Raw genomic sequence first — 22,343 nt, 5'->3', positions numbered from 1 at the left:
TCGCGTCCGAGCCGTCGAGACTCGCGCCTGCGGCGCATGCGCTTCGACGACTCGGCTGAGTCCGATGGCCGAGCCTCGGACGCGAGACGGGCCGCGAACGTCGCTCGTAAGACTCGCTCCGTCGTAGTCATCTCGGGCGGGGAATTCGGCGCCAAAGGTACGCCGCCCAGTGGCCGAGACTTACGACTGCGCACGCGCTTCGACGACTCGGACGCGAGACGGCAGGTGCGTCACCGTCCCAGCACAGGTCAGTGGCCGCCCCGGCCGTTTTCTTCGGATGCCAGGTTGGCCATGATCTCGGCCACCGAAAGTCGGCGTGAGGAATTGCCGGAATCGGCGTCTGGGTCGACCCGGCGCCGTCTGCGGGAGGTGGCGGTGCCGACGGACGGGACGGATGTCGTCGGGGGCGGGGGCGGCTCCGGATGTGGCGTCGGGGTGGACGGCTCCTGCGTCGAGAAATCGAGCGACGAATACTGGGGCGGCTCCGGCGGCGCCAAGCGCGGCGGCACGGTCGGCTCGAGCGGATCCAGTCGCGGTGGGACCCCGGTCTTTTCCGGATCCTCGGTGAACGCGTCCGCCCAGCCGATCGGTCCGGTGTGGTACCCATCGTCGAAATCGGCATCGGCGATTTCCGAGTCGTCGACATTGTCGACCGGTACGACGGCGGTCTCCGCGGTCACCGGATCGTCGAAGGGGCTGGCGAACAGCGGGGCCTGCGGATGATCGAATTCGAAGACCGGGGTGAAACTGCTGCGGGATTGCTGGGAGGCCGTATCCGGCCAGCCGTCGGCATTCGTCGAGCTATTGTTGGACGAATTTCCAAATGCGCTCGGCAGCTCCTGAATCCGGGTCGAATCGGCCCGCAGCGCGGGGCGATCCATCGGCAGATCGCCGTCGAAGAGCCGCTGCAGACTCTGTCGGAGCACGGTGAGTTCGGCGCGCAGGGAGGCCATTTCGGCTGCGTCGGCGCCGACCTCCTCGCGCACTCGCGCCTCGACGCCGAGTTCGTATTCTCGTCGCGCGGTGACCTCGCGCTCCAACTGGAGCTCGTACACCGTCTGCAGGTCACGAACCTTGGCCTTATCGATCGTGGCTTCCTTGCGGTACCGCGTCGCGGCCAAAGCGCCGATGACGGCAGCCCACAGCGCCGCGACCAAACCGATCCGGACGAACTGCAGACGATCGCTGAAAACCAGGAAAACGCTGGCAACCAGACCGAGAAGAATCAGGGCGCCAATGAACAATTTTCCCGCGTCGTCCTGCCGTCGACGAGAGGTGCTGGTACGGGAGGGCGAAACCATGCACGCCAGGGTAGCTTGATCAGCCAGCCGCGCCCAGATTCTCACAGGGGAATAACAGCAAGAATATTTTCTACGTAGTTGCCGGATCGTCGGAAGGGTCCTCGGGAGCGCGGCAGCAATACTCCAGCCAGAGCGCTGCAGCAACCAATGCCACCCCCGCCAGCATCCCGACGATGGCTCCCGGACTGTCCGCACCCGCCGCATTCAAGGTGCCGCGCTGCGGAAAAACCCAGAACAGGAAGCCCAGCCAGACACCGGCGGCGAGCGAGCCGACCTGTGCGGAGGCCTTGGCGAGCGCGACCGCACGAGCCGCGGTGATCGGATGCAGCTCATGGGTGCCGTCACCGATCTGATGTTCATTGACCCGCGAGCGGATCACGAAGCCGAGCGCGACCTCGATCGCGGCCACCGGATAGAGCGAGGCACCCGCATAGATCGAGATCGGCGGAAAGCTGCCGTAGGCCATGCGGGTGAGCAGCCAAGCGATGAGGGCCGCGATAACGACATTTGCGACGAGGTCCAGGATCCGGGTCGGCTTCAGCTTCACGACGCCGATCCCCCCGTCGCGGTCGCGCCTGGCAGCGCGAATTCGGTCGATCGGACACCCGAGCGTTCGGCCGCGTCGAGTTCGGCGAGCAGCTCGCGCACCGGCCGCGCGGTCCCGTCGACCTCGAGCACCGCATCCGGCTGCACGTCCAACCACGGAATCAGTACGAAGGCCCGGTTGTGGGCCTGCGGGTGCGGCAGGGTCAGTTCCGGATCGTCGCTGTGGCAGACCTGTCCGCCCTCGGCGCACCAGACCACATCGACATCGAGGGTTCGCGCCCCCCAGCGCACCTCGCGCAGCCGCCCCGCGGCCTGTTCCAGCTGCTGGCCGATGCGCAGCCAGTCGCGCGCACCGAATTCCGGATCTTCCACCAGCACAATGGCATTGAGGTAGTCGTCCTGTTCGACACCGCCCCACGGCGCGGTCGAGTACACCGGCGATACCGCGACCGCCCGCCGCCCGAGTCCGTCGACAACGCCGCGCAGATGCGCGAGCCGGTCGCCCAGATTCGAGCCGATCGACAGTACGGCGCTGCTCATGTCAGTGCCCCCGCTGCCGTGAGGTGACGACGCGGACATCGGCGAAGGTGTGTGGGATCGGCGCGGACGGCTTGTGCACCACGACCTCGACGGCCTGGATGCGCGGATCGGTCATCGCATCGTCGGCGATCTCGGAGACCACCTTCTCGATGAGATTGCGCGGCGGGCCCTGGATGATCCGGACCGCACGCTCGGCGAGGCCGCCGTAGTCGATGGTGTCGGCCAGGTCGTCGGTGGCCGCGGCGGCCGCGAAATCGGCCCACACCGTCAGATCCACCACGAACTCCTGGCCGTCGCGGCGTTCGTGGTCGAAGCAGCCGTGATAGCCGTAGGCACGCAGCCCGCACAGCTCGATCCGGTCGAGCTGCTCACGCCCGGCCGTCTCCCGGCCTACCTTCATGTCGCGGCTCCTCGCGTGCTGTGCCGGGCGGCGCGCTGCCAGGCGTCGGTTACGGCGATGGCGTCCAGGGAGGCGCGCACATCGTGGACGCGGACACCCCAGGCCCCGTGCAGCGCGGCCAGCGCCGACACCGTCGCGGTGGCGGTCTCCCGGCCATCCGGTGGGCGCGGGCCAGCGGCATCGGCGAGCAGGGCGCCGAGGAAACGTTTGCGGGAGGCGCCGATCAATATCGGCAGCCCGTGGCCGACCAGTTCGGGCAGCGCACCGAGCAGCGCCCAATTGTGTTCGGCGTTCTTGGCGAAACCGAGACCGGGATCGAGTACCAGCCGGGACGGGTCGACGCCGGCCGCGACGGCCAGCTCGACCTGCGCCGTCAATTCGGCGAGCACCTCGGCGACCACATCGTCGTAGTGGTCGGCCGGACCGGTGTGCCGATAGTCCGCACCCGCCCGCCAGTGCATGAGAATCCACGGGACCTGCGCCGCCGCAACGACTTTCACCATATCGGGATCGGCGCGGCCGCCGGAGACATCGTTGACCACCGCGGCACCGGCGGCGATCGCCGCCGCCGCGACACCGGCCCGCATGGTGTCCACGCTGGTCGGCACGCCCGCGGCGACCAATCCGCGAATTACCGGGACCACGCGCGCAGCCTCGGTTTCGGGATCGATCCGCACCGCACCGGGCCGGGTCGACTCGCCACCGATATCGATGATGTCGGCACCTGCCCGGTGCAGCTCGATGCCGTGCGCGATGGCCAGGCTCGGATCGAGGTAGCGGCCGCCGTCGGAGAATGAGTCGCTGGTGACATTCACCACGCCCATCACCACACAGGAGCGACCGCCGCGCGCGAGTCCGTGCAGCTCCACCGCGCCCTGCCTCACTTGCGCAGGATCAGATCGAGGGCCTCGGCCCGCGAGGCGGCACTGGTCTGTAGCAGGCCGCGCACTGCGGAGGTGGTGGTGCTCGCGCCGGGCTTGCGAATGCCGCGCATGGCCATACACAGGTGCTCGGCCTCGATCACGACGATCGCGCCGCGCGGATCCAGCTTGCGCATGACGGCTTCGACGATCTGGCTGGTCAGCCGCTCCTGCACCTGCGGACGCTTGGCGTACAGATCGACCAGCCTGGCCAGCTTGGACAGTCCGGTCACCCGGCCGTGCGGGCCGGGGATATAGCCGACGTGCGCGACGCCATGGAAGGACACCAGGTGGTGTTCGCAGGTCGAGTACAGCGGGATATCGCGCACCAGCACGAGCTCCTGGTGGCCTTCGTCGAAGGTCGTGTTCAGCACCGAATCCGGCTCTAGGTAGAGCCCGGCGAACATCTCCCGGTAGGAGCGGGCGACCCGCGAGGGCGTATCGATCAAGCCCGGACGGTCCGGGTCCTCGCCGACCGCGATCAGCAACTCCCGGATCGCCGCCTCGGCGCGGGCCTGATCGAACGAGCGGCCTGTCTCGAGTGCGACCAGCTCCGGCTTGGCCGGCCCCGAACCGTTGTGCTGGACCTTATCCGCTTCGTCGATGGCGGCATTGCCAGTGCGGCGACCACCGACGTGATTGTTGGCAGACAAGCGAGACACCTCCAAAATCTCAGGTACCGGCAATCACCCGGCACCCAGATGGTCGAGCCTAATCGCCACTGGTCAGTGCCGACCGTTCGGTCCATCCCAATCGTGGTTCTCGCCATCGTTATTCCCGGTGCCGGTGGCGGGCTCGTCGTAGGGGTCGTTGCCGTGCCCCTGCTGACCCCACTGCTGCTGCGGCTGCTGGTATCCGTGGCGCGGCTGCGGCTCACCCTGCCAGCCGCCGTGACCCGGCTGACCCGACTGCTGCTGCGGCTCGTCACGCGGCGGCCAGCCCGGCGCCGACCAACCGGCCGGGGCGCCGTAGTCGGGTCGCGAGCCGTGCGTCGATCCCGGCCGCGGGTAGGCCTGGGTCGGCGCCTGCGGCAGCGGATAACCGGTCGCGGGCTGCTGTGCGTAGCCGCCATAGCGCGGTTCCTGGTAGCCGGCGTCCGGGTAGCCATTGGCCGAGGCGGCTTCGCGCTGCGGCAGCCGCGGCTGGACCGGCTCCTGCGGCGGCCACGGCTCACCGCGTTCGGCGGCCAGTTCACCAGGGGTCTTCACCGGCGGCTTATCCGACGGGACGCGCTCGCCGAAATCGTTGAACGCGGTGATCCGCGGCCGCTTCTCCACCGCGGTGAGAATCTCCTCGAGATCCTTGCGGTGCAGTGTCTCGCGCTCGAGCAGCGCCGTGGCCAGCACGTCGAGCACATCGCGATATTCGTTGAGGATGGCCCACGCCTCGGTGTGCGCGGCCTCGATGAGATTGCGCACCTCCTCGTCGATGGCGCCAGCGACCTCGTGTGAGTAGTCCGAACCCATGCCCATCGAGCGACCGAGGAATGGATCGCCCTGTTCCTGGCCGTAGCGCACCGCGCCGAGGCGCGCGCTCATGCCGTATTCGGTGACCATCGCGCGGGCGATCTTGGTGGCCTGATCGATATCGGAGGAGGCACCGGTGGTCGGCTCGTGGAACACCAGTTCCTCGGCCGCGCGGCCACCCATTGCCATCACCAGGCGGGCGATCATCTCCGAGCGGGTCATCAGGCCCTTGTCGTCCTCGGGCACCGTCATGGCGTGGCCGCCGGTGCGACCGCGGGCCAGGATGGTGACCTTGTAGACCGGCTCGATATCCGGCATCGCCCACGCGGCCAGGGTGTGGCCACCCTCGTGGTAGGCGGTGATCTTCTTCTCGTGCTCGCTGATGATGCGGCTCTTGCGACGTGGACCACCGATGACGCGGTCCACCGATTCCTCGAGCTGCTCGCCGGTGATCACCGCGCCGTTCTCGCGGGCGGTGAGCAGGGCGGCCTCGTTGACGACATTGGCCAGATCCGCGCCGGACATGCCGACGGTGCGCTTGGCCAGGCCGTCCAGATCGGCCTCCGGCGAGATCGGCTTGCCCTGCGAATGCACGCGCAGGATGGCCCGCCGACCGGCCAGGTCCGGATTGCTGACCGGGATCTGGCGGTCGAACCGACCGGGACGCAGCAGCGCCGGATCGAGGATGTCGGGGCGGTTGGTCGCGGCGATCAGGATGATGCCGGTGCGATCGCCGAAGCCGTCCATCTCGACCAGCAGCTGGTTCAGGGTCTGCTCGCGCTCGTCGTGACCGCCGCCGAGGCCAGCGCCGCGCTGGCGGCCGACCGCGTCGATCTCGTCGACGAAGATGATGCACGGGCTGTTCTGCTTGGCCTGTTCGAACAGGTCGCGCACCCGGGAGGCACCGACACCGACGAACATTTCGACGAAGTCCGAACCGGAGATGGTGAAGAACGGCACCCCGGCCTCACCCGCGACGGCACGCGCAAGCAGGGTCTTACCGGTACCGGGCGGGCCGTAGAGCAACACGCCCTTGGGGATCTTCGCGCCGAGCGCCTGGTAGCGCACCGGATTCTGCAGGAAGTCCTTGATCTCGTAGAGCTCTTCGACGGCCTCGTCGGCACCGGCCACATCCGCGAATGTGGTCTTCGGCATGTCTTTGGTCAGTTGTTTGGCCTTCGATTTGCCGAAGCCCATCATGCCGCCGCGGCCACCGCCCTGCATGCGGGACATCACAAAGATGAACAGCCCCAACAAGATCACCATCGGCAGCACGAACAGCAGGATCTGGGAGAATATGCTCTCCTGTTTGACCACGGTGTTGAAGGGCGCGCCGGACTTCTGCACGGCGTCGAAGACCTGGTTGGAGGTCTCGCTGCCACCCGGGTACTTGGCAAGGATCTTCTTCGAGCCGGAAGTGGCGTCGGTCCCATTGTTCAGCTCGATGCGCAGCTGCTGCTCGCGGTCGTCGATCTGGACGTTCTTGACGTTGCTCTTGTCGGTCAGCTGACTCAACGCCACCGAGGTATCGACGCTCTTCCAGCCGCGTGTGTCATTGCCGAAATAGCCGAACGCATAGATCACGAGCGCAATGCCCGCGACTATGGCCAGAGTGCGAAACACAGTCTTGCGGTTCATAGAGCTTAGGCCGGTCGGCCAGTCCTTTCCGGTGTCTCCGGTGCATGCCTAGCGTGGCGTCGGGCGCGTCCCGTCCGGTGGATCGGATGCGGACAGGCCACGTTACCGCGTACGGTCTAGTCGATACATCGCGCAGTTCGGCAGCTGGTGTAGTTCGACAGGTAAACGGCTGGGGAACGTTCGTGGTTCCCGAGGTCTCCGGTCGGGGTTACTCCAAGTGGTCACAATCATGTCATGTTCGGCCTATCGTGAGCGACGACACAACACCGCGGTGCGAGCGACGGGCCCGAAGGCGGTAGCTTGCGTACCCCACGTGGGCCCCGGGAGCACCGTAAACAAACAGAGCGCAGGGGGTATGGACATAGTCGAGCTACGGACACCCACGGCGATACTGCGGCACGGACGCGGGCGATTGATCGTGCTGCGACCGGGCAGTGACGGCGAGCGCGTGCTGGATGTGCCGGTGACCGACCTACTCAAGGTCCGGCTCAACCGACGTGCCGACGACGCGGTCGTCATCGAGATCTACCTACGCTATCCGACTCCCGTGCTGACCGGCGTGCCCGCCGACCGCACACCGCTGCCCGTCCTCATCGCCGAACACGACTTCCCCGCGGCCGCCGAGATCGTCGAGCGCATCAATGACCAGATCCTGGCCGGTCAGCGCGTCGATGTCGCCGCTCCCGATCTACAACCACCCGCCCCGCAGTGGGGTAAGAACGGGCCGACCCGAGCCGATGTCGATCGGGCCGTGCGGCGGATGGCACCCAAGCGCGATGCCAAGTCGGCGATAGACGCACTGCATCGCTATGTCACCGCCGACGAATATGTGCTCGAGACCGCGATCGCCATCGCACATCCGCCCGCGGGCCGCGGCCCCGGCCTACTGGCCGCGACCACTGGGCGACTGCTGTTCATTTCCATCGGCGCCGGCGACAAATACGCGCATGAGCTACCCATCCCCGCCGTCCTGTGGGCACGCACCACCGAGGGCGCCGCAGGGGCGCCGGGCGAGATCGGTTCGGCGCGCGGCGAAACCGGTATCGACGTACACGACGGGAATATCACGCTGCGTTTCACCGGCACCGACCGAGCCGATACCGAACGCGTCACCTGTGCCGTGAATTTCGCCGTTCGGCGCGATTCGGCGAACGGCGCGGCGGGTCCGGCCGATCCTGGTGTCGCCCAGCTCTATTCCGAGTGGGAGTTACTGGTGGAACGGCATTCCCTCGGCATGGTCGATGACGGACAGTTCCAGCGCTACGGCCGAGGAATCCTGCGCTCACTCCCCGACGGGAACTGACTGTGTTCGATTTGCCGCGCCTGCGGCGCTGCGTGTAGGCGGCCCCGGATATTCAGCCCCTGCGCCCGGGGGTGATGGTGGCGCCGGACTTGGCGACGGCCGCGCCGATCAGACCACCGACACCGGCCGGGGTCGTGCAATCCGCGAACGTCGCGTAGCGATTCGATGAGGGGTGGTGTTCGGGCGACGGGTGGGCCTCGCGTCCGAGCCGTCGAGACTCGCGACTGCATCGCCTGCGCTTCGACCACTCGGCTGAGTTCGATGGCCGTGCCTTCGCGCAGACGCGAGACGGGCCACGAACGCCGCTCGTAGGACTCGCACGTGGTGGTTACTTCCCAGCGCTGGGCTCCGCCAAGGTAATCCGCCGCCAGGGACTCGTCGGCCGCAGCCACAGGCGCAACAGCTCCATGCGCCGATCCACGCCGCCGTTTTTCAGTTCGGCCAGATCCTCACAGGCCTGCCAGTAAGTCCAGCCGGTCAGGTAGGCATCGCCGAATTGACGCCAGTTCTGATATTTGCGCTGGGCCAGCGGCAGTGCCCGCAGCAGATAGTCCCAGGCCACTTCGGCATCGAGATAGCCTGCGGTGAAAGCCATTCGGGCCACCGCAACCACTCGGGCCAGATCCCAGGCATGGATATCGCTCGGCAGCGGCCGGGCCAGATGATCGGTGAAGCCGATCTTGATCGCCTGCGACCAGATGTCGTAATCGCGAACCAGCGCCTCCGGATTGTCCATCCCCCGGAACGAACCGACCTGACGCAGGAAGGCCCGATGCCGATCGGCCCGCTCACCGAACCGGTCGCGTTCACTGGCATTGATCGATGCCATCACCAGCGGATGCACCATCGCGTACAGCGGTGCGTGCATACCGTTGAGCAACTGCTCCATGGAGGCCTGCGCCTCGGTGCCGTCGGTAATGCCCCATGCGCCGGTCAGCGTATCGATGGCGAGTTCGCGGCGGTCGCCGAGCGGATGGTCGCGCTCGGGCCCCAGCAGCAGCGCATCGTGGAACGCGTCCCAGCGCGCCGAATAGAAGCCGCCGAGCGCGAGGGCGCGCAGTTCGTCATCGGATATCGCCGCGCCGGACCAATGATCCTCTTCCCGCTTGTCGAGTTCCTCGTAGGGGAAGGTGGTCAGGGTGGGTACACCACGGGCAGGCATGCCACCGATTGTTCCCCATCGATCTTGGAAGCGGCTGAGTAATCGTCTGGCTTTGTCGGATTGGATTCTTGTCCTGCCGAGCAGCAGTACTGAGGGCTAATGTGCACGCATGAGTAGCAACATCACCCTCCTTCGTGGCCTGGATCCTGCGCCTACCGAGCAGGAAATCTATGCTGCCGCACTGCAGTACGTGCGTACGGTCGGTGGCGTGTCCGGCCTGAGCTCCACAACCAAGGCGGCGGTGGACAAGGCGGTGAACGCCATCGCGTCCGCGACAACGCAATTGCTCGCGGATCTGCCGAATGCGCGAGTGGCACCGACCACCGAACCGCCACCACGCCGCGAACGTGCGGGTGCGGAGACGGAATAGTTCGTAGCAGTTCAAGGTAGGGCGTCCGTGCCGTAAGTGGCGACGCAGGCCAGCGCGATCTCGAGCGGCAGCCCGCGCGCTTCGATCGGATGGCCGAGCAGTTCCTCGATCCGCTGGATCCGATAGCGGACCGTGTTCTTGTGCACACCCAGTAGTTTCGCCGTGGCCTCCGGGCTGCGATGGCTCTTCAGATACGCGTGCAGTGTTTCGCGCAGGCGTGTGGCATTGGCATCACGGCCCGCCAGCGCGCGCAATTCGCGTCCGATCAGACCGCGCATGGCCGCGTCGTCGGCGCCCACCAGATACGCGATCTCCACCTCGCGATAGCCGGTCATCCGCGCTCCCGTCGCGCTGCGCTCGGCCACCTGCCTGGCCGAGACAGCTTCGCGATGACTGTTGCGGAATCCGGCCATGTGCGCCGCTGGCACACCAAAGGCGACCCGCATCGGCGGCTCCACCGATCCGGCCACCAGTCGTGCCAGCCGACCGGGTTCGGCCATGTGCGCCGCATGCGCCTCATCATCCAAGCCGACCCAGGCCCACATGCCACTCGCACCGGATGGAACCGTCAGCACCCGTGTGCTGCCGATCGCGGCCGCCAGTCGCGCCGCGACCCGATCCAGCTGTCCGCTCATCTCGGCGTCGCCCGACTCGTCGGCCCAGAGCACGAAGGCCAAATGCTGTTGGGCGAGGCGATATCCGAGCCGAATCGAGGCCTGGTCGATATCCATGTCGCCATCGGCCAATAGCGCGCGAACGGTTTCGGAGCGGCGGTTGAGATCGGCGCGCAGGATCCGTTCGCGTTCCTCCATGTAGGTGTCGGTCAGCGCCTCCACCGAATTGCTGACCCATCTGATCGATCGCTCGAACAGCCGCAGCATGACCGCGCGCTCGATCTGCTGTGGCGGACGGCGCTCCTCGATCGCCTCGCTCATGTAGTCGAGTACGGCCTCCTGCCCGACGTGGTAGGTCCGCAACAGCAGCCGCAACTGGAAGCCGCGCCGGGCGATCGTGCGCGCGAAGGCGTGCACCTCGTCGGGCAGCGTGAAATCGAAGGTGTCGCTGGTCAACCCGCTCAGCATGACCCTGGCATGAGCCCTGGTGCTGGCCGCGAGATCACGGCGGATATCGCGGTCGGCGAGCTCCGGGATGCGGGCGATGATCGCGTTGTCGAGCCGGTCCACGATCTGCTCGAGCGTCTGGGTCCGCATCGTCTCGTAGACATATTCGGCCAGCCAGTCGCGCACGACCTCGACGTTCGGATCCGAATCGGTCCGCAGCGGCGCCGTGGCCGCCGGACGATCGGCCGAGGCAGCGACCATGATTCCTCCGAGTTGTACTTTCGATACAAAATCAACCGAGTAGGTTGACAAAAAGGCCCAAGAAAGTCCCACAATCTTGTGTCACGATCATAGGTCAGTGAGCTGATTCACAGTAGTCGGCTGCCAGCGGTTCACAGCACAACGTCAGTGGGAGAACAGCAGTGACCAACACCGAATCGGTGCCCGGCGCGGCAAAGAAAGCGACGGCACGCAAGACAGCGGCAAAAACGACGGATCCGACGCTGATCGAGGTGCGCAATCCGGGTACCGGTGCGGTGGTCGGCACCGTGCCGGAACAGAGCGCCGAGGCGGTCGCGGCCAAGATCCGTGAATTGCGCCTGTACCAGCCGGAGTGGGAGGCCATCGGCCCCGACGGCCGCAAGGAATGGCTGTTGAAACTGCAGGACTGGATTATCGACAACACCGAGCACCTGGCCGACGTGCTGCAGTCCGAGACGGGCAAGCCACGGGTGGACGCGCTGATCGACCCGGCCTTCTCCACCGATCTGATCGGCTACTACGCGCGCCGGGCCGCCAAATTCCTCGCCGACGACCATCCTTCGCCACACAGCCCGCTGGCCCGGGTCAAGAAGCTGACCACGGTGTACAAGCCGTATCCGGTGGTCGGCGTGATCACACCGTGGAACTTCCCGCTGGCCATGCCGGTCATCGATGTGATCCCGGCGCTGGCCGCTGGCGCCGCGGTGATCCTCAAACCCTCGGAGGTGACCCCGCTCTCTGCGCTCGAATTGGCAAGGGGCTGGGCCGAAATCGGCGCACCGCCGGTCTTCGCCGTGGTCACCGGTGCGGGTGCGACCGGCGCCGCGGTGATCGAGAACGCCGACTACATCCAGTTCACCGGTTCGACCGCGACCGGGCGCAAGATCGCGGCCGCCTGCGTCGAGCGGATGATTCCCTACAGCCTGGAATTGGGCGGTAAGGATCCGGCCATCGTGCTGGCCGATGCCGACCTGGATCGCGCCGCGCACGGCATCGCCTTCGGCGGCATGTTCAATTCGGGCCAGGTCTGCATCTCGGTCGAACGGGTGTATGTCGAGGCGCCGGTCTATGACAGGTTCGTCGCCAAACTCACCGACGCGGTCCAGAATCTGCGTCAGGGCCTCGACGGGCGCGAGTCCGAACATGACGTCGGCGCGCTCGCCAACGAGAACCAGGTCCAGATCGTGCAGCGCCATGTCGACGAGGCCATCGCGGCGGGTGCCCGGGTCACCACCGGTGGCAAGCGGACCGGTGTCGGCACGCTGTTCGAGCCGACCGTGCTGGTCGATGTCGACCAGAGCATGTCCTGCATCACCGAGGAGACCTTCGGCCCGACCCTGCCGGTGATCAAGGTCGCCGACGAGGCGGAAGCCGTTCGGCTGGCCAATGATTCGATCTACGGCCTGTCGGCCTCGGTGTGGACCGGGGACAAGGAGCGCGGCGAGCGGGTCGCCCGCGAACTCGATGTCGGCGCGGTGAATATCAACGATGTCTTCGTCAACCTGTTCAGCTTCGCGCTGCCGATGGGCGGCTGGGGGCAGTCCGGGGTCGGCGCCCGCTGGGGCGGTCCGGACGGGGTGCGCAAGTACTGCAGGCAGAAGGCGATCACCACGCCGATCCTGCCGACCCAGCAGAAGGAACTGCTCTGGTTCCCGTACCAGATGCCGAAGGTGCTGTTCGGGCTCGGCGCGATGCGCGCGGCAGGGGCTCGCGGTCTGCGGCGGATCAATATTCCGGCCATCTTGAAGCTCAAGGGAGACAACAAGTGACCGCGGTGCGAGCGACGGGCCAGGAGGCGGCAGCGGAGCGTGACCACGGAGGGCACCGGGAGCGCCGCAAATCCAACACGGACGTAGCGAAGATTCGTGGCAAGGTCGTCGTGATCACCGGCGGTGCGCGCGGCATCGGACTGGCCACGGCGACCGCACTCCAAGCGCTCGGTGCCAAGATCGCGATCGGCGATATCGACGAGACCACGGTCAAAGAGTCCGGAACCACCCGGAATTTCGAGCTGTACGGCAGGCTCGATGTCACCGATGCCATCTCGTTCGAGAGCTTCCTCGACGAGGTCGAGCGCACCGTCGGTCCGATCGATGTGCTGATCAACAACGCGGGCATCATGCCGACCGGCAAATTCGTCGACGAGCCGGACCAGATCACCCGCCGCATCCTCGATATCAACGTCTACGGTGTGATCCTCGGATCCAAACTGGGCCTGGCCCGGATGCTGCCGCGCAAACGCGGACACGTCATCAATATCGCCTCGCTCGCGGGTGAGACCCATATCCCCGGCCTGGCGACCTATAACGCCAGCAAGCACGCGGTGCTGGGCTTCACCGATACGCTGCGGGAGGAGTACCGGGGTTCCGGTGTCGCGTTCTCCTCGGTGCTGCCGACGCTGACCAATACCGAACTCGGCTCCGGCGTGAGCGGCCCGAAGCTGCTGCGCCCGGCCGAGCCGGAGGAGATCGCCGACGCCATCGTCGCGTTGATCGCCGCACCCCGATCCAAGGTCCGGGTGACCGCGGTGGCCGGTCTGCTCTCGCAGCTGGTAAATCTGCTGCCCGAACCGGTGGCCGATGGACTGGCCAGGGCGCTGGGGTCCAGCAATGCCTTCCTCGACGATGTCGACGCGGTCGAGCGCAAGGCGTACGAGGATCGCGCGCGCGGCCTCTGATCGCGCATCGAGGGCGCCGTGGTCGTGTTGTCGCGACCACGGCGCCCTCTCGCGCTTCGGCGACCGCAAACGTATTTGTGACCAATCTCACTATCCACGGTTGTAACGGCCCCGACGTCGTTGCGGGCCGGTTTCTCCGAGGGTGACCGGCCACACTTCGACACACCGAAATCGAGGCTCGGAGTCCGCCGCGCGCAGCATCATTGCTGGTCATCTGCCCAATTAGCTTCGGCGAGGTCGCATGCACCATGAGTGCCGGAGATTCGCCAAGTCGATGGTGCAAATGACCATGACAGGCCATATGCTGTCTCTAACAAACCTGTCGACTGTTTCAGCTGCCATATCCAGACTTTCCGGCTTCAATAGGCTAGAAATTCAGGACCGATTCTGATAGCAAGGGGCTATGGACCCGCATTTGCGCGACCTGCGGTATTTCGTCGCCGTCGCTGAGGAACTGCACTTCACCAACGCCGCTCAGCGGCTGCACATCGCTCAACCCACCCTGTCGCGTCAGATTCGTCAGCTGGAACGCCAGCTCGACGTGGTCCTGTTCGACCGCAACCAGCGCAGCGTGGCGCTGACCGTCGCGGGTAAGGAACTGCTCGAGGGCGCCCGCAAGATCCTGGAGCTGTGGGAAGTCACCAACGTCTCCCTGCAGGAGGCGGGTGAGGTGCTGCGCGTCGGCATCCAGTCCGCGCTCGGCCGCGGTCTGCTCAACGATCTGGAGAGCGCGAGCGGGCACCGGCTCGCCCTGCACGCCGCCTCCTGGACCGACCCGTCCAGCGGTCTGGCCGGTCGGCAGGCCGATCTGGCGATGGTCTGGCTTCCGCTGCCCGATCCGAACCGGTTCCGCTGGCAGGTGCTGCGCACCGAACCACGCTGGGTGCTGCTGCCGGAGAACCATCCGCTGGCCGATAACGAGACCATCGACTTCGCCGACCTGCTCGACGAACCGTTCATCGCGCTGCCCACCGAGGCCGGTGCGGTGCGCGACTTCTGGCTCGGCAACGACGCGCGCAATGGCCGTCAGCCCAAGATCGGCGCCGAGGCGGCGACCCCCGAGGACAAGCTGGAGGCGGTGAGCCTCGGCCTCGGCGTCTGCCTGCTCGCCGAGAACAATGTGCCGATGTACCGCTGGCCCGGACTGACCGCCCGCCCGCTCAACGGGCTCGCCCCGTGCGAACTGGCCGTCGCCTGGCGCGCCGACGATAACCGGCCGACCATTCTCGAATTCGCCGCACGCGCGGTAGAGGGCGGTTTCTCGGTCCAGCACCAGGCCGCCGTCGCGAGTTAGCCGCTCACCGTTCGCTTCCAGGGGTGGATCGACTCGAGCTGCGCCGACAGGCGCAGCAGGGTCGATTCACCGCCGGGCGGTGCCGCGAGCTGGGCGGCGACCGGCGTCTTCGAGCCGGGGTGCATACCCATCGGGATCGAGGCGGCGGGCCAGCCGACCATATTCCACAGCGGTGTGAACGATGAATATCGTGCGCTGGTAACGACATTCGCCAACCAGCCCAGGGTGTGCCAGGCCCGGGCCCGCGGCGGCGGCGCGGCGAGCGTCGGGGTGATCACGACGTCGTAGCGCTCGAAGAATTCCAGCAGTCGCGCTTCCACCCGGTCCACCTGAGCCGGGCGGATCAGCCGCAGGCGCTGGACCAACCGGCCGAGTGCGAGGTGTCGGCGGGTGCGCGGCTGCAAACGTTCGGGGTGCACGAGTGTCACGGCCTCGCGGGCGGCGAATGCCAGCCAGCGCAGGCCAACGGAGATGATCGATTCGCCATACGGCAGGGTCGCGGGCTCCACCAGGTGCCCGGCCGCGACAGCGGCCGAGGCGGCGGTGCGAGCCGCCACGGTCCAGTGCCGATCGACCCGGAACAAACGTGAGGGCGGCGCAACGGCCAGCCCGATGCGTAGTCGGCCCGGCGGATCTAGCTCGGCTAGGTCCGGGCGCGCGGCCAATACCGATAGCGCGAGTGCCGCATCACCGACCGTGGTTGCGAGCACACCGCTTTCGACCATCCCCGACCAGGAATCGACGCCACACTCGGCTGGCACGGTGTGCCGTCCCGGCTTGATCCCGAACACCCCACAGCAGGCCGCGGGAATCCGCACCGAACCGAGCCCGTCACTGCCGTGTGCCACCGGTACCAGCCCGGCGGCGACCGCCGCGGCCGAGCCGCCCGACGATCCACCGGTGCTGCGCGCGGAATTCCACGGGTTGCGGGTGATCCGGCCCTCGCTCTCGGTGGTGCTCCACAGCCCCAGCTCCGATACCGCGGTCTGCCCGACCACCACCGCGCCGGCGGCCCGCAGTCGGCGCACCACCGGATGGTCGGCGGCGGCCGGACGGGTATCGGTCGCCGCGGAACCGGCCGACGTCGACTCGCCCTCGACCGCGATGTTGTGTTCGATCGCGATGGGAACACCCGCCAAGGGCAGTACGTCCAGATCGGAGCGCTGTTCCAGCGCGAGCGCCTCGGCCCGCGCCGAGGCCGAGCGAACGACGGCGAAAGCGTTCGTCTTTCGATTTCCGGCGGCGATCCGGTCCAGGGCGGTGCCGACCGTCTGGGTCGGTGTCAGCGAGCCGTCGCGCACGCTCGCGGCCATCGCCGAAGCCGGACCTCGTGCCATGCCGGATTCGCGTGGCATGCTGGATTCCATCGAAGTATGCACGGCGTCGGCCGCCGCACCGGACACCCCGTTGGCGGTCTGCACCTCCGGGGGCTCGGCTGCCGGAGTCATGGCTTTGCGGTCACGTTCGGCTACCGCCTTCGTGCCCGTGGCTGCTTTTTGCATGTGCTGGTTCTTCCCCGTCGCGTGGTTGTCGAAATCGGGTGATCCGCTGTTGAGCCGCAAGTTATCATTCCGATTACTGCTCGGGGGACGATGGCGTCGGGTGTGGCGGAAAATTCATCGGTACATCCACCGACCGAACACTGCGGATTCTCTGGATCCGCTCAGCAGCTAGGTCCGAAAATGAGTGCAGATTCCGAAAAGACTTACCGACCCGGTCTCGACTCCGATCCGACCCGCGATTGGGGTGGACCGCTGCTGCACACCGATAACGACGTTGTCGGGGCGTTCTCCGCCGCATGGGAATCGGCCAGCTGGGAATCCACCAGCCGACCGCCGGAGATCGCCGAGTTTCTGCCCGATGCGGAGTCCCTGCGCCAGGCGGCACTGATCGAATTGATCCGCGTCGACCTGCGACATCGCTGGATCCGGCGCAGCGCTGCGGCACGCGCGACGGATACCCAGCCGGTAACCGAGCGAGCATCGCCCCAGGAACGCCGCGAATCCAGTAGCGACCCCACCGCACGCAAGCGCCTTTTCGACTACTGCGCCGAGTTCCCCGAACTCGAACCGGATGGTATTCCAGCGGGTTTGGTCTATGAAGAGTTCGTCATCCGCAGGCAAAGCGGCGAGCGCGTCGACCCCAAGGATTGTCTACGGGAATATCCCGAACAAGCGGCCGAATTGCGCGTGTTGCTCAATGCCGACGACTTCGATCAGAGCACTCGACGGGCGGTGCTGGAGGATTCCGTACTGACCGAGTTGGCCAGAACTCGCGCGGCCGCTGAGCAGACCCGGACCGCGCAATACAACGAACTGAACGAATCGACCCAGCTGAACCAAAGCAAGGGGTCTGATCGTGCTAATGACGTGACCCGCGCAACCGTCGATTCGAACGCAACGGCAGCCATCGACCCGAACGCAACCGCAGCCATCGACCCGAACGCGACGGCAGCCATCGACCCGAGCGAAACGGCAGCCATCGATTCGATCGGGACCTCGACCGCCACCCGGACCACGGTCGGCAACGGTCCGGGGACCTTCGACGCGCTCGACCAGATCCAGATCGGCCAGCGCATCGACGATTTCGATCTGCTCACCGGGCTCGGCAGCGGCGCCTTTGCCCGCGTCTTCCTGGCCAGGCAGCGGTCATTGCAGCGATTGGTCGCGGTGAAGATTTCCGCCGACCGCGGCACCGAACCGCAGACCCTGGCCCAGTTGGATCACGACTACATCGTGCGCGTCTTCGATCAGCGGCTGCTCGGCTCGGAGGACGCCCGCGATCCGGCCATGCGCCGACTCCGGTTGTTGTACATGCAATTTCTGCCCGGCGGCACATTGCTCGGCGTGCTGCGCTGGCTGCGCGCGACCCCGCCCGCCGAACGCACCGGCCAGCTGCTGCTCGACGCGGTCGACGCGGCCATGGAGGAGAAGGGCGAGATCCGGCCGACCGATTCCAGCGTGCGCACCGAGATCGCTGGACTGAGCTGGCCGGAAACCGTGGCCTGGCTGGGCCGCAGACTGGCCGAGGCACTGGAGTACGCCTCCGCGCACGGCGTGCTGCACCGGGATGTGAAACCGGCCAATATCCTGCTCACCGCCGAAGCGGTACCGAAACTGGCCGATTTCAATATCAGCTTCAGCCGCAATGTGGCTGGCACCAGTCCGGTCGCCTATTTCGGCGGATCGCTGGCGTATATGTCACCCGAGCAGTTGGAGGCCTGCCATCCCGGCCGCGAGCGCACCGCCGAGGATCTGGACACCCGCTCCGATATCTACGCCCTCGGTGTGGTGCTCTGGGAATTGCTGACCGGCGCGAAACCGTTCGATGATTCCACCGCGACCGCGACCGAACACGGCGACGATACGGCACTGGAGGGCATGCTGGAACGCCGCACCTCCGGGGTGGATGAGATTGCGCTGCAACGCGTTCCGGCGAACTGCCCAGCGGCGCTGCGGCGGGTGCTGCTGACCTGTCTGGAATCGGATCGGACGCGGCGCTGGTCCAATGGCGCGGTGCTGGCCAAGCAGTTCGATCTGTGCTTGGACGCCAGGGCCCGGGATCTGGTCGACCCGCCGCCTGGCAGTTGGCGGCTGCGGATGCGTATGTGGCGACTCGTGATCGTCACGCTGGCCATCGGGATCCCGAATATCCTCGCCTCGGCCTACAACATCCAGCACAACCAGCATCTGATCGTGGACCGGCTGCCCGCCGATGCCGGGCGCACGTTCATGATCATCACCACCGTGGTGAACGGCATCTTCTTCCCGCTGGGCGCGACGCTGATCCTCTATATGGGCCGAAGAGTGATGACGGTGCCGTACGGGCTGCGCCGAGGGCGACGGTACGATTCGGAGACGCTCCGGCTGGCCAGAGCGGATTCCCTACTGTTCGGCGATAGGGCTGTCGTGGTCGTCTTCTCGCTGTGGGTCATCGCCGGGTTCACCTTCCCGATCGCGCTGGATGCAGCGGCCGGGGATGTGCCGGCACGCGCGCTGCTGCACTTCCTCACCTCGATCGTGGTGTGTGGTGCGATCGCGGTGGCGTACCCGTTCTTCCTGGTTTGCTTCTACATGGTCCGCTGCATCTATCCGATCTTCCTGCGGCACGGGGAGATCAGCACCGAGGACGCGGTGTGGCTGCGCGGTCTGGACCGCCGTGCCAATCTGTATCTGGCGGTCGCGGCATCGGTGCCGCTGCTCGCGGTGGCCGGGGTGACCTTCCTACCACCGGAGGATATTCCGATGGTGATCGCCGCGGTGCGTGTGCTGTGTGTGGGCGGCATTATCGCCTTCATCGGCTCCTACCTGCTCTTCCGCGCGCTGGAGGCCGATCTGCGCGCACTGGAGCGGGTAGTTGCGCCCCAGGAAACCCTGGACCGGGAACTGGTGTCGGCAGGGCGGGAGCGCGGCACACGCGCCGCGTTGGAGCAGCCATCGTGACATCTGCCGATTTCGCGTATCGCGGCGAGACCGACCCCATCAGACAATTCACCGAAGACTGGCAGCGCTGCCTTCGTGGCGACCGGACCGAACCGCCCCTGATCGCCGAATACGTCCCCGACGGCACCCAGGTGCGGCTGGCGATACTCACCGATCTGGTCCGGATAGACCTGCGTCATCGCTGGGACCGGGCCGGTCTCGGCAAACGCATTACCGAGTACCGCAAGGAATTTCCCGAGGTCGAGGACAGTGCGGGATTAGTCGACCTGATCTGCGAGGAGTTCCTGGCCCGGCGCCGGTACGGCCCGCTCGAACTGGAAGAATTCCTCACCGAATATCCGGAGCTGGCGCCGGACCTCCGCGCGCGGCTGACCGAATTCACAGACGCGGGCGATACCGCGGCGGATACCGAGCGCGGGGCCGCGCTGGTCGCCGACCTGCGTCCGGGCCGCCGCATCGACGACTTCGATCTGCTCACCGATCTGGGCACCGGCACACTCGGCCGGGTCTTCCTCGCCCGGCAGCGATCCATGCAGCGCCTCGTCGCCGTGCGGCTTTCGGCCGGTCGGGCGGCTGGCGGGCACAGCATGGCGCAACTGGACCACCCGCATCTGGTGCGGGTTTTCGATCAGCGCCTGGTCACCGCCACACCGGAGGCAGAACCGGAGACAACCGCATCGACGCGTCTGGTCTACATGCAGTACCTGCCCGGTGGCACGGCGGCCGGGGTGCTCGAGCAGCGTCGGCGTGGTGCGGAGACCGACGGTGGCGTCCTGCTACTGCGCGCCATCGATACGGCCATGGAAGCCAAAGGCGAAATCCGCCCGGCCGATTCGAGTGTGCGCGCCGAAATCGCCACACTCAGTTGGCCGGAGACGGTCGCCTGGATCGGCAGGCGACTGGCGGACGCGCTCAATTACGCCGAGCAGCGCGGCGTATTGCACCGCGATATCAAACCGGCCAATGTGCTGTTCACCGCCGAGGGCATACCCAAACTCGCCGATTTCGCGGTGCGTACGGCCGCGCCGCGAGCGGTGACGAATTCGGTAGCGGTCGAACCGGATTCACTGCCGTACCGCTCCCCGGAACAGCTGGCCGGACTGCTCGACCCGACCGCCCCGGCACCGGGTCCGCGCAGCGATATCTTTTCCCTCGGCGCATTGCTGTGGGAACTGCTCACCGGCGCGGCCCCCTTCGACGATCCGCCGATGCCCGCCGATCCGGATGCCCGCGCCGAAACCTTCGCGACCATGGTGCGCCTGCGCGAGCGCGGCGTCACCGACGCGGCGCTGGCGCAACTGCCCGCGGACACCCCGAGCGCCCTGCGCCGGGTGCTGCTCGAATGTCTGCAGGCGGATCCGCAACGGCGCTGGGGCAATGGCGCCGAACTCGCCGCGCAACTCGATCTGTGCCTCGACGCCCGCGCCAGGGAGTTGGTCGATCCGGCACCGACCAGCCTGGCCTATCGGGCGCGCCGCTGGCTGCTGCCGATCCTCGGGCTGTGCATCGGCGTGCCGAATGTGCTCGCCAGCCTGTACAACATCAACCTGAACCAGTCGCTGGTCATCGATCGGATGTCGGTGGCCGATCAGGAACGGTTCGCCACGGTGGGTCTGATCAATAATCTGATCACCTTCCCGATCGCCGCACTGCTGCTGCTGTTCCTCACCCGCCGTCCGCTGACCATCGGATTGCGACTCTCGCGCGGTCGCGAATACTCCCCGCGCCTGCTGGCCGCGGCGCGGCGTGACACCTTGCACATGGGTGACTGGGCGGTCTGGGTGCCGTTCGGCTTCTGGCTGGTCTCCGGGGTGGGATGGCCATTGGCACTCGCCTTCTCCGGCGTCGATCTGCCACGGCAGACCTTCTTTCATTTCTTTGCCGCACAGCTGGTTTGCGCCGCGATCGCACTCGCCTACCCGTTCTTCCCGATCATGATCTTCGCGGTGCGGTCGGTGTATCCGCAGCTGCTGGTGCGCGGCGGCATCGGCGCCAAGGACGCACGGCAATTGCGCAAGGTCGCCGCGCGCGGCAATTTCTATCTGGGTGTGGCCGCGTCGGTCCCGCTGCTCAGCGTGGCCAGTGCGACCTTCGTCGACGCCGCCGATCTGAATCTGGTCCTCTTTCCAGTGCGGGTGCTCAGCGTGGGTGGCATCCTGGCGTTCGTGCTCAGCTATCGGTTGTTCCGCATGCTCGAGGCCGATCTGCTGGCCCTGGCGCGGGCGATTCCGCAACGGCAGCGATGACCACCGCGCGGCCGTTCGGGCGGCTGGTCAGTCTGTCCCATGTGCATGATCCGGCGACGACACCGCTATTTCCCGGTGATCCGGAATTCCGCACCGATATCGCCGCGACGGTGGCGAACGACGGCTATTACCTGCGCCATATCCAGCAGGGCGAGCACACCGGAACCCATTGGGGCGCACCGATTCACTTCCATGTCGACGGGCTGGCCGCCGACGAACTCGACCTCGAGGATTTATTGCTGCCCGCGGTGAAAATCGACGTGCGGGATCAGTGTGCGCACGATCGGGATTATGCGATCAGCGTCGATGACCTGAAGCAGTGGGAAAGTCGGCACGGGCGCATTCCCGATGGGTCGGCGGTAGTGGCGTGGACCGGGTGGGACGGGAAATGGGGGACGCCGGAGTTCATCGGCACCGACGAAAGTGCCTACCATCAGCCGGGATTCGCGGTCCAGACGGTCGAATGGCTATTGCGGACCGGGCGGCTCGGGCGGCGCGGGGCACTCGGCATCGATACCTTCGGCCCGGATCTGGGGAGCGACGATAGCTATGCGGCATCGAAGCTGCTGTATCGCGAGCACCGGATCAGCCTGGAGTGTCTGGCAAATCTCGCCGAACTGCCCGCGACAGGGGCCTGGGTGCTCGTTGGCGGCGCGCTCTATCGGGGCGGGTCGGGTTCGCCCGCAACGATATTCGCGCTCATGCCATGAGTGCTG

General features: G+C 66.7%; 18 protein-coding genes. 8 read left to right on the top strand and 10 right to left on the bottom strand.

Annotation, left to right across the window (positions count from 1 at the left end; all coding sequences use genetic code 11):
• Positions 1-248: 248 nt before the first annotated feature.
• The 7 genes from ABZ293_RS29425 to ftsH all read right to left on the bottom strand — a co-directional run bounded on the left by ABZ293_RS29425 (position 249) and on the right by ftsH (position 6,811).
• Positions 249-1,301 (bottom strand): DUF6779 domain-containing protein, encoded by a 1,053-nt coding sequence (locus ABZ293_RS29425; protein ID WP_355185893.1) that lies wholly within the window; start codon positions 1,299-1,301, stop codon positions 249-251.
• Between the two features lie 70 nt (positions 1,302-1,371).
• Positions 1,372-1,842, bottom strand: a complete 471-nt coding sequence (locus ABZ293_RS29420; protein WP_355186028.1) for a DUF3180 domain-containing protein — start codon at positions 1,840-1,842, stop codon at positions 1,372-1,374.
• Positions 1,843-1,844: 2 nt separating this feature from the next.
• Entirely contained in the window at positions 1,845-2,387 is a 543-nt protein-coding gene (folK, locus tag ABZ293_RS29415; protein ID WP_355185891.1) for a 2-amino-4-hydroxy-6-hydroxymethyldihydropteridine diphosphokinase, read from the bottom strand.
• A 1-nt stretch (position 2,388) separates the two neighbouring features.
• Entirely contained in the window at positions 2,389-2,787 is a 399-nt protein-coding gene (folB, locus tag ABZ293_RS29410) for a dihydroneopterin aldolase (RefSeq protein WP_355185889.1), read from the bottom strand.
• Complete coding sequence (folP, locus tag ABZ293_RS29405) at positions 2,784-3,611, bottom strand: dihydropteroate synthase (protein WP_355186026.1); 828 nt, start codon at positions 3,609-3,611, stop codon at positions 2,784-2,786. Before folP ends, folB begins: the two co-directional genes overlap by 4 nt.
• A 56-nt stretch (positions 3,612-3,667) precedes the next feature.
• Positions 3,668-4,312 carry a GTP cyclohydrolase I FolE gene (gene folE / locus ABZ293_RS29400; protein WP_355186024.1) on the bottom strand — a complete coding sequence of 215 codons (645 nt, stop codon included), beginning with the start codon at positions 4,310-4,312 and terminating at the stop codon, positions 3,668-3,670.
• A gap of 120 nt (positions 4,313-4,432) precedes the next feature.
• Positions 4,433-6,811, bottom strand: coding sequence for an ATP-dependent zinc metalloprotease FtsH (gene ftsH / locus ABZ293_RS29395; protein WP_355185887.1), 2,379 nt, complete (start codon positions 6,809-6,811; stop codon positions 4,433-4,435).
• Positions 6,812-7,166: 355 nt separating this feature from the next.
• On the opposite strand from ftsH, the gene ABZ293_RS29390 reads away from it, so the two are divergent.
• Entirely contained in the window at positions 7,167-8,114 is a 948-nt protein-coding gene (locus tag ABZ293_RS29390) for a hypothetical protein (protein ID WP_355185885.1), read from the top strand.
• Between the two features lie 328 nt (positions 8,115-8,442).
• Here ABZ293_RS29390 and ABZ293_RS29385 read toward each other — a convergent pair whose 3' ends face one another.
• On the bottom strand, positions 8,443-9,276 hold the full coding sequence (locus ABZ293_RS29385) for a DUF1266 domain-containing protein (protein ID WP_355185883.1): 834 nt from the start codon (positions 9,274-9,276) through the stop codon (positions 8,443-8,445).
• A gap of 109 nt (positions 9,277-9,385) precedes the next feature.
• Here ABZ293_RS29385 and ABZ293_RS29380 point away from each other — a divergent pair, with 109 nt between their 5' ends.
• The gene (locus ABZ293_RS29380) at positions 9,386-9,646 is read left to right on the top strand and encodes a DUF2277 domain-containing protein (protein ID WP_355185881.1); all 261 of its coding nucleotides are present in this window, start codon (positions 9,386-9,388) and stop codon (positions 9,644-9,646) included.
• Between the two features lie 11 nt (positions 9,647-9,657).
• Here ABZ293_RS29380 and ABZ293_RS29375 read toward each other — a convergent pair whose 3' ends face one another.
• A complete protein-coding gene (locus tag ABZ293_RS29375) occupies positions 9,658-10,968 on the bottom strand; it encodes a helix-turn-helix domain-containing protein (protein ID WP_355185879.1) in 1,311 nt (436 codons plus the stop codon).
• Positions 10,969-11,129: 161 nt separating this feature from the next.
• Between ABZ293_RS29375 and ABZ293_RS29370 the strand changes: the two genes are divergently transcribed.
• The 3 genes from ABZ293_RS29370 to ABZ293_RS29360 all read left to right on the top strand — a co-directional run bounded on the left by ABZ293_RS29370 (position 11,130) and on the right by ABZ293_RS29360 (position 14,939).
• The gene (locus tag ABZ293_RS29370; protein WP_355185877.1) at positions 11,130-12,737 is read left to right on the top strand and encodes an aldehyde dehydrogenase family protein; all 1,608 of its coding nucleotides are present in this window, start codon (positions 11,130-11,132) and stop codon (positions 12,735-12,737) included.
• A gap of 92 nt (positions 12,738-12,829) precedes the next feature.
• Positions 12,830-13,645: an SDR family oxidoreductase gene (locus ABZ293_RS29365; RefSeq protein ID WP_355186022.1), complete on the top strand. Its 816-nt coding sequence runs from the start codon at positions 12,830-12,832 to the stop codon at positions 13,643-13,645.
• A gap of 403 nt (positions 13,646-14,048) precedes the next feature.
• On the top strand, positions 14,049-14,939 hold the full coding sequence (locus ABZ293_RS29360) for a LysR substrate-binding domain-containing protein (protein ID WP_354960985.1): 891 nt from the start codon (positions 14,049-14,051) through the stop codon (positions 14,937-14,939).
• Here ABZ293_RS29360 and ABZ293_RS29355 read toward each other — a convergent pair.
• Entirely contained in the window at positions 14,936-16,276 is a 1,341-nt protein-coding gene (locus tag ABZ293_RS29355) for an amidase family protein (protein WP_355186020.1), read from the bottom strand. The genes ABZ293_RS29360 and ABZ293_RS29355 overlap by 4 nt on opposite strands.
• Before the next feature lie 345 nt (positions 16,277-16,621).
• On the opposite strand from ABZ293_RS29355, the gene ABZ293_RS29350 reads away from it, so the two are divergent.
• From ABZ293_RS29350 to ABZ293_RS29340, 3 genes are read left to right on the top strand one after another with little or no spacing between them, the layout of a single operon-like run.
• The gene (locus ABZ293_RS29350) at positions 16,622-19,381 is read left to right on the top strand and encodes a serine/threonine-protein kinase (RefSeq protein WP_355185875.1); all 2,760 of its coding nucleotides are present in this window, start codon (positions 16,622-16,624) and stop codon (positions 19,379-19,381) included.
• Positions 19,378-21,627: a serine/threonine-protein kinase gene (locus ABZ293_RS29345; RefSeq protein WP_355185874.1), complete on the top strand. Its 2,250-nt coding sequence runs from the start codon at positions 19,378-19,380 to the stop codon at positions 21,625-21,627. The genes ABZ293_RS29350 and ABZ293_RS29345 overlap by 4 nt, the downstream gene beginning before the upstream one ends.
• Positions 21,624-22,337, top strand: coding sequence for a cyclase family protein (locus tag ABZ293_RS29340; RefSeq protein WP_355185872.1), 714 nt, complete (start codon positions 21,624-21,626; stop codon positions 22,335-22,337). The genes ABZ293_RS29345 and ABZ293_RS29340 overlap by 4 nt, the downstream gene beginning before the upstream one ends.
• Positions 22,338-22,343 lie beyond the last annotated feature (6 nt).

Origin of the sequence: Nocardia sp. NPDC005998 (genome assembly GCF_040614395.1) — a bacterium.
Lineage (GTDB): Bacteria > Actinomycetota > Actinomycetes > Mycobacteriales > Mycobacteriaceae > Nocardia.
Note: the sequence above shows the minus strand (reverse complement) of the source record. Positions and strands in the feature narration are given on the sequence as shown.

Bases quoted from the DNA above. Each gene is read 5' to 3' on its own strand.
- folP (WP_355186026.1), bottom strand. From the start codon at position 3,611: ATGGGCGTGGTGAATGTCACCAGCGACTCATTCTCCGACGGCGGCCGC.
- ABZ293_RS29350 (WP_355185875.1), top strand. From the start codon at position 16,622: ATGAGTGCAGATTCCGAAAAGACTTACCGACCCGGTCTCGACTCCGAT.
- folB (WP_355185889.1), bottom strand. From the start codon at position 2,787: ATGAAGGTAGGCCGGGAGACGGCCGGGCGTGAGCAGCTCGACCGGATC.
- ABZ293_RS29355 (WP_355186020.1), bottom strand. From the start codon at position 16,276: ATGGCACGAGGTCCGGCTTCGGCGATGGCCGCGAGCGTGCGCGACGGC.
- ABZ293_RS29390 (WP_355185885.1), top strand. From the start codon at position 7,167: ATGGACATAGTCGAGCTACGGACACCCACGGCGATACTGCGGCACGGA.
- ABZ293_RS29385 (WP_355185883.1), bottom strand. From the start codon at position 9,276: ATGCCTGCCCGTGGTGTACCCACCCTGACCACCTTCCCCTACGAGGAA.
- ftsH (WP_355185887.1), bottom strand. From the start codon at position 6,811: ATGAACCGCAAGACTGTGTTTCGCACTCTGGCCATAGTCGCGGGCATT.
- ABZ293_RS29375 (WP_355185879.1), bottom strand. From the start codon at position 10,968: ATGGTCGCTGCCTCGGCCGATCGTCCGGCGGCCACGGCGCCGCTGCGG.
- ABZ293_RS29340 (WP_355185872.1), top strand. From the start codon at position 21,624: ATGACCACCGCGCGGCCGTTCGGGCGGCTGGTCAGTCTGTCCCATGTG.
- ABZ293_RS29360 (WP_354960985.1), top strand. From the start codon at position 14,049: ATGGACCCGCATTTGCGCGACCTGCGGTATTTCGTCGCCGTCGCTGAG.
- ABZ293_RS29380 (WP_355185881.1), top strand. From the start codon at position 9,386: ATGAGTAGCAACATCACCCTCCTTCGTGGCCTGGATCCTGCGCCTACC.
- folK (WP_355185891.1), bottom strand. From the start codon at position 2,387: ATGAGCAGCGCCGTACTGTCGATCGGCTCGAATCTGGGCGACCGGCTC.
- ABZ293_RS29425 (WP_355185893.1), bottom strand. From the start codon at position 1,301: ATGGTTTCGCCCTCCCGTACCAGCACCTCTCGTCGACGGCAGGACGAC.